At 43.6% G+C, this 5940-nt stretch carries 6 protein-coding genes; 3 read left to right on the top strand and 3 right to left on the bottom strand.

Features of this window, described 5'->3' with window-relative positions; translation table 11 throughout:
• Positions 1–179 precede the first annotated feature (179 nt).
• The 3 genes from sucC to L1D50_RS20810 all read left to right on the top strand — a co-directional run bounded on the left by sucC (position 180) and on the right by L1D50_RS20810 (position 2877).
• A complete protein-coding gene (gene sucC / locus L1D50_RS20820) occupies positions 180–1346 on the top strand; it encodes an ADP-forming succinate--CoA ligase subunit beta (protein ID WP_010371452.1) in 1167 nt (388 codons plus the stop codon).
• Positions 1346–2218, top strand: a complete 873-nt coding sequence (gene sucD, locus L1D50_RS20815) for a succinate--CoA ligase subunit alpha (protein WP_099641555.1) — start codon at positions 1346–1348, stop codon at positions 2216–2218. The genes sucC and sucD overlap by 1 nt, the downstream gene beginning before the upstream one ends.
• Before the next feature lie 74 nt (positions 2219–2292).
• Positions 2293–2877 (top strand): Crp/Fnr family transcriptional regulator, encoded by a 585-nt coding sequence (locus L1D50_RS20810; RefSeq protein WP_138523846.1) that lies wholly within the window; start codon positions 2293–2295, stop codon positions 2875–2877.
• 1 nt (position 2878) lies between these two features.
• On the opposite strand, the gene L1D50_RS20805 is transcribed toward L1D50_RS20810, so the two are convergent.
• The 3 genes from L1D50_RS20805 to L1D50_RS20795 form a co-directional block, all read right to left on the bottom strand.
• On the bottom strand, positions 2879–3190 hold the full coding sequence (locus tag L1D50_RS20805) for an antibiotic biosynthesis monooxygenase (RefSeq protein WP_138523844.1): 312 nt from the start codon (positions 3188–3190) through the stop codon (positions 2879–2881).
• Positions 3191–3305: 115 nt separating this feature from the next.
• Positions 3306–4517 carry a Xaa-Pro peptidase family protein gene (locus L1D50_RS20800; RefSeq protein WP_138523842.1) on the bottom strand — a complete coding sequence of 404 codons (1212 nt, stop codon included), beginning with the start codon at positions 4515–4517 and terminating at the stop codon, positions 3306–3308.
• A 15-nt stretch (positions 4518–4532) separates the two neighbouring features.
• The gene (locus L1D50_RS20795; protein ID WP_239966729.1) at positions 4533–5768 is read right to left on the bottom strand and encodes an FAD-dependent oxidoreductase; all 1236 of its coding nucleotides are present in this window, start codon (positions 5766–5768) and stop codon (positions 4533–4535) included.
• Positions 5769–5940 lie beyond the last annotated feature (172 nt).

Raw genomic sequence — 5940 nt, 5'->3', positions numbered from 1 at the left:
GTATAATATTTGTTTAAAGAATAAGCTGTATGCTCGCATGCAGCTTTTTTTTTGCGCCTTTGGTCTAAGTGGGGTTTTCATCAGAAGCCTTGGGATCTATACTATGTGCGCAATTTGGGATAGCTGACTATTTGCATAAATATTCAGCTTTTTTAGTATAAAAAATTGGATAAAGCATCATGAATTTGCATGAGTATCAGGCAAAACAACTTTTTGCCGAATATGGTTTACCTGTATCAGAAGGCTTTGCTTGTGATACACCTCAAGAAGCAGTAGAAGCTGCTGGTAAAATCGGTGGAGACAAGTGGGTTGTTAAGTGTCAAGTACACGCTGGCGGCCGTGGTAAAGCTGGCGGTGTTAAACTTGCAGACAGCAAAGACGAAATCCGCGCATTCGCTGAAAACTGGTTAGGTAAAAACCTAGTTACTTACCAAACAGACGAGAAAGGTCAGCCAGTTGCTAAAATCTTAGTAGAAAGCTGCACTGATATTGCAAATGAACTATACCTAGGTGCTGTTGTTGACCGTGGTTCACGTAAGATCGTGTTCATGGCATCAACTGAAGGTGGTGTAGAAATTGAACAAGTTGCAGAAGAAACGCCTGAACTAATTCATAAAGCTGAGATCGACCCACTTGTAGGTCCTCAAGCTTATCAAGGTCGTGAGCTAGCGTTCAAACTAGGTTTGAACCCAACTCAAGTTAAGCAGTTCACTAAGATCTTCATGGGTCTAGCGCAAATGTTTATCAACCACGACTTTGCACTACTAGAGATCAACCCGCTAGTAATCACAGACGCTGGTAACCTACACTGCCTAGACGGCAAAATCGGTGTTGACGGTAACGCATTATTCCGCCAGCCTAAGATCCGTGAATTCCACGATCCTTCACAAGAAGATGCACGTGAAGCTCACGCTGCAAGCTTCGAGTTAAACTACGTTGCTCTAGACGGTAACGTTGGTTGTATGGTTAACGGTGCAGGCCTTGCGATGGGTACTATGGACATCGTAAACCTACACGGCGGCAAGCCAGCTAACTTCCTAGACGTTGGTGGCGGCGCGACGAAAGAGCGTGTATCTGAAGCATTTAAGATCATCCTTTCTGATGACAATGTTAAAGCAGTATTAGTTAACATCTTCGGTGGTATCGTACGTTGTGACATGATCGCTGAAGGTATTATCGGTGCGGTTAAAGAAGTTGGCGTAAACGTACCAGTAGTTGTACGTCTTGAAGGTACTAACGCTGAAGCTGGTCGTGAAGTACTAGCTAACTCTGGCCTTGACATCATTGCAGCTGAGTCACTAACTGACGCTGCTGAGAAAGTAGTTGCTGCTGCGGAGGGCAAATAATGTCTGTACTAATTAACAAAGATACTAAAGTAATCTGTCAAGGTTTCACTGGTGGTCAGGGTACTTTCCACTCTGAGCAAGCTATCCAGTACGGTACGCAAATGGTTGGTGGTGTTTCTCCTGGTAAAGGCGGCACAACTCACCTAGGTCTACCTGTATTTAACACAGTACGTGAAGCGGTAGAGTCAACTGGTGCAACTGCATCTGTTATCTACGTACCAGCTGCTTTCTGTAAAGACGCTATCCTTGAAGCGATCGACGCAGGTATCGAGCTAATCGTATGTATCACTGAAGGCATCCCTACACTAGACATGGTTGATGTTAAAGTGAAGCTAGAAGAAACTGGCGTTCGCATGATTGGTCCTAACTGCCCAGGTGTTATCACTCCAGGTGAAACTAAGATCGGTATCATGCCAGGTCACATCCACATGCCTGGTAAAGTAGGTATCGTGTCACGTTCTGGTACTTTGACTTATGAAGCAGTTAAGCAAACAACTGACGCTGGCTTCGGTCAATCTACTTGTGTTGGTATCGGTGGTGACCCAATCCCAGGCACTAACTTCATCGACGTACTAGAGATGTTCCAAAACGATCCGCAAACTGAAGCTATCGTAATGATCGGTGAGATCGGTGGTACAGCTGAAGAAGAAGCGGCTGAGTACATCAAGCACAACGTAACTAAGCCTGTTGTTTCTTACATTGCTGGTGTTACAGCTCCTCCAGGTAAGCGTATGGGTCACGCTGGTGCAATTATCGCAGGCGGTAAAGGTACAGCTGATGAGAAATTCGCAGCACTTGAAGCAGCGGGTGTTAAAACAGTTCGCTCTCTTGCAGAAATCGGTTCTGCACTAAAAGAGAAAGCGGGTTGGTAAGTTAATACCACGTGTTAAAAAGGCTCCTTACGGAGCCTTTTTTGATCTAGTTATACCTATTGTATGAGTGAATTATGCCTTTTCATAAACTCGGTCAGTTTTGTGAAGCCACAAGAAATGAATTATTAACATTTATTAGGGAGAATCCAACGTTCGGTACAAAGCGCTGCGGCCGCAATGAAATATTGTTGCAGCAAGGACAAATGCAACATTATGGCTTCTTTATCCACTCTGGCAAGCTCGTCTCATCGGTAGTAAATGAAGTAGGGGAACTAAGACATAAGGAGTTCTATTTTGCTGGCGAACTTTGTATTTTATTTGCTGAGTGGATCCAAAAATCTCCTAGCTTCTATCAAATCTCTGCGCTGGATGATGCAAAGGTTGTACTCGTTCCGTTAGCCAAATTGGAACAAGATAATCTCCGTGCACTTAAATTAAAATTATTACAACAACAGTTGCTATTCAAAGAAGCAAAAGAAGCGTTTCTATTACTAAATACGCTTGAGCAAAGGTATTGTTTTTTGCGTGACGAACGTCCACATTGGGTTAATGGTTTGGCAAATTATGATCTTGCTAATTATTTGGGTGTAACGCCTCAAGGCTTATCACGGTTAAAGTCGCGAGTAAACAATGCACAAGTGACCACAACTAAGCGCTAGCTCAAAGACTATATTCACGCTCTACCTTAGCAATACGAGTTGTATAGCTTTGATACCATTTCTTATTACCGCTTTTTTGTGCCTCAATATGCTCAGCATTGGCTTTCCATGCTTTGATTGATTCTAAGTCGCGCCAATAAGAAACCGTGATCCCAACCTCTTCACGCGCAGATTCTAATCCTAAAAAGCCAGGTTGAAGCTGTGCAAGCTCGACCATTCTCGACGCGGTTCGGGCGTAGCCCTCATCGTCTTCATTTTTTATATTGGTAAAAATTACGGCGTAATAGGGTGGTGGTGGGGTAGTTGCAATCATAAGTTGTAGCGCAGTAAATTGTAGATGCTATGTTTATACCAATTAAGCTGTGCTTAAATCAATCACGATAAATGATGAGTTACTCATCAGAGCAACTCAGCATTTATTTTTAATATCATTCAACCCCAAAAGGATTGTCTATGCTGTGCGCAGGCTCAGTAAACCAACGCGGACCATCGTCGGTCATATAGAAATGATCTTCCAAGCGAATGCCAAATTTATCAGGAATAACCAGCATAGGTTCGTTTGAAAAGCACATTCCAGCTGCAAGCGGTTCTGGGTTGTCTTTGACTAAATAAGGCCATTCGTGGATATCTAAGCCGATACCGTGGCCAGTGCGATGTGGGCAACCTGGTAGTTGATAATCAGGACCGAGCCCATTGCTGGCAATATACTCTCTCGCGGCCTTATCAACAGCGCCACAGGGCGCCCCAATTTTGGCTGCATTAAATGCTGCAATTTGCGCTTGCTTCTCGATTTGCCAAACGGACTTTTGCTTTTCACTGGGGTCGCCAAAAACATAAGTGCGGGTGATATCGCTAAGATAGCCGTGTAACTTACAACCAGTGTCGACGAGAACCACATCGCCTTTTTTCAGCGTTTGTGGATTTTTTACACCATGTGGGAATGACGACGCCACACCAAATAGCACAATACAAAAATAATTGCCCGGCGCCCCCACTTTTTTGTGCGCTTCATTAATAAAGGCTTCAACTTCGGTTGTGGTGATCCCTTCATACAGCATAGATGCCGTTGCTTTATGTACGGCAAGTGTCATGTCCATTGCGCGTTGAATAAGGGCAATTTCATTGGCCGACTTATGCATTCTACAATGCGCGGTTACTACCTTTGCATTAATAAGCGAAAGCCCAGGTGCCGCGAGTCTGATCCCATCAGCAACAAAAAACGCAGTGCTTTCGTCAATGGCGAGTGTGCCTGTGCTATCAATATTGAGTGTGTTAAGTATGTTTGCGACGAGCTCGTAAGGAGATTCTTCTTCTTGCCAAGCATGAATAGGGCCTTCAATCAGCCAATAATCCTTAATAGAGCCGATTTCAAAAAATGGGACGATAAACTGAACTTGTCCATTGGCGGGTAAAATAGCACCGACCAAACGTTCACTGGCGTACCATTGTAAACCAGTAAAGTACTTTAAATTTGTACCAGCATTTAAATAGAGCGCATCAATGTTGTTTTGCTGCATATATTGTTGAGCTTTCTCTATTCTTGCTAAATACTCGCTTTCGCCAATTGGCGCTATGCCTTTGGTCATATCTTCTAAGTTATCTAGCGCTTGCTGCGCGCTTTGGTATGCAATACCTTTCATTTTTGTGCTCCTTGTCTAATTAAATCGAGCAATACTAAAAGGAGTAAGATCGATGTCGTTGGGCTTGTTGTCAATAAGATCTGCGATACATTCACTGGAAATTGCGGCTTGGGTCAGTCCTAAGTGCTGATGACCCAGTGCAAAATAAACGTGGTGATGATTTGGCGCTTGTCCGATGACAGGTAAATAATCTGGGAGTGAGGGACGGCAGCCAACCCACAAGTTATCATTTTTTTGTGGCAGCGATGAGTTTAACAATATACTTGCATGATGCAATAATGCGTGAGCACGGCTGTAATTGGGCTTACTCTCCAGTGTGGCAAATTCTACTGTACCGGCCAGTCGCAAACCTTGTGACATGGGCGTCATGATAAACCCTCGTTCACTTGAGGCGACAGGTCGTGTAAGCGTATTATTCAATGCCAACATGTTGTGATAACCGCGCTCGGCAATCATGGGCAGTGAGTAACCTAAAGACGCACAGAGCGTTTTACTTGCAGCACCCGTTGCCACAACCACTTTGTTAAAGGCCATCATGTGGCTTTTGGAGTGAAGTGTATAGCCATGCCCTGTGTGGGTAATATTATCGATTGAGCCTTGCTTGAACGTACCGCCTAGCTGTATAAACTGCTCATATAACGTCAAACAAAGGGCGTAGGGGTCTGTGCTATGCGCGACTTTATCAAAATACAGTGCCGAGGTGATGGTACTTGATAGGCTCGGCTCCATTTCTCGGGCTTGATCGCCTGTTAGTAAGCTCACTGAGATGTCTTGTTCGGCGTATTTGTTATAGCTTTGACGCGCAGAGCTTTCGTCACCTTCAAATACCAGTAAACTGCCGTTACTAGATATAAGTGTATGATATTTGTCACCAAGTAAACGCTGATATGCGGGTAGTGCGCGTTCATTTAAACTTCTAAGTGCGATTGTACCTTTATGGAAGCAGCTACTTTTCATTTGCTTTAAGAATCGTACAAACCAAGGAATATTTTTGAGCAAAGAGGTGGTCTCAATTCGCAAAGGCCCCATCGGATTGACTAACATGCCAGGCACTTTTGTTAGTAAAGCTGCATCTGCCATGGGAAATACCTGTTCTGTGGCAAAATGCCCCGCGTTACCCTTAGAACATCCCTCTGCGGGCTGATTTTTATCGAGTAATGTAACAGCGTGGCCTCGTCGAGCCAATTGCAGTGCTGTGGTGATCCCAATAACCCCTGCACCTATCACTGCAATTTTATTATTATTTTCCACAATTTACCTCACCACCCTAAATTGTATTTCCACATAGCCATCAATCAGGCCTCATTTAAATACCAACAAGAAAAAATTTAACACTTATAAATCATAGTATTAAAGATGTTTAAGCCAATCATTTGAGTTAATGGCTAAAAAATCTCTCTTTTGAATATTGATTATTGTATAC

The organism is Pseudoalteromonas sp. Isolate6 (assembly GCF_022398435.1).
Classification (GTDB): Bacteria; Pseudomonadota; Gammaproteobacteria; order Enterobacterales; family Alteromonadaceae; genus Pseudoalteromonas; species Pseudoalteromonas galatheae.
Note: the sequence above shows the minus strand (reverse complement) of the source record. Positions and strands in the feature narration are given on the sequence as shown.